Annotated in this window: 1 protein-coding gene and 1 pseudogene; both read right to left on the bottom strand. The window is 46.4% G+C overall.

Annotation, left to right across the window (positions count from 1 at the left end; genetic code table 11):
• Positions 1–407: pseudogene (locus tag R7Q09_RS25860) on the bottom strand (hypothetical protein); the annotation flags it as partial.
• 54 nt (positions 408–461) lie between these two features.
• Positions 462–687 (bottom strand): outer membrane lipoprotein-sorting protein (locus R7Q09_RS25855; RefSeq protein WP_318143906.1); only part of this gene is annotated, 226 nt, incomplete at its 5' end.

Genomic DNA, 687 nt, shown 5'->3' with positions numbered 1-687 from the left:
TTAATCACCGTAAAGTGTACCATTGGCTGACCCAGTTTATCTTCGCCATCAACCGCTTCCACGGCATCTGTTTGGTTCACAACATCAACCAGATGCGCGGACTCGGTGACGCCCCAAAACACTTTACTGATCCCAACTCTAAGCTCGTAATCATCCCAATACGTGAGAAAAAGCGCTTCTCTAATGTCACCGTGGGTTCTTTCATCATCGAGGCTATCGACTCGAAAAAACGGTGTGAAGGTGAAGCTACTATCTCCGCTTTGGAAGTCCCAGTAAAGTTCAGGCTGAACTACAACAGAGCTTTGGCCTTTACTCTGCCCTTGCAGCCCGTGAGAGAGAAATTGTCGATGCTCAACATTCAATTGCCCCGCAAGCTCAAATGCGAACAGCGAGGGCGTTACCAACATCGCGAGTAATCCGCCAAGTTGGTTTACTCCTTTGCCCATATTCATACCACTCCCTTATTTAACTCGCTTGAGCACGTTTTTGTTGAAGTCGTTCTCTTCCAACCCTGTTTGAAAGCGCAGATCGCTAGTGTTCAATTCTGTACTTTTGCCAGTTTGGTGATTCGTCATTGCCATGGTATGTGCACGCCAATATCTATCGAGGTACTGCTTATAATTAGCGAAAATTAGAGAATTCAATAACGCGCCTTTTCGGTCGTAAAACTCGACTTTGAGAGGGCGA

The organism is Vibrio sp. 2130-1, assembly GCF_033339515.1.
The sequence above is the reverse complement of the archived record's forward strand: the minus strand, read 5'-3'. Positions and strand labels throughout refer to the sequence as shown.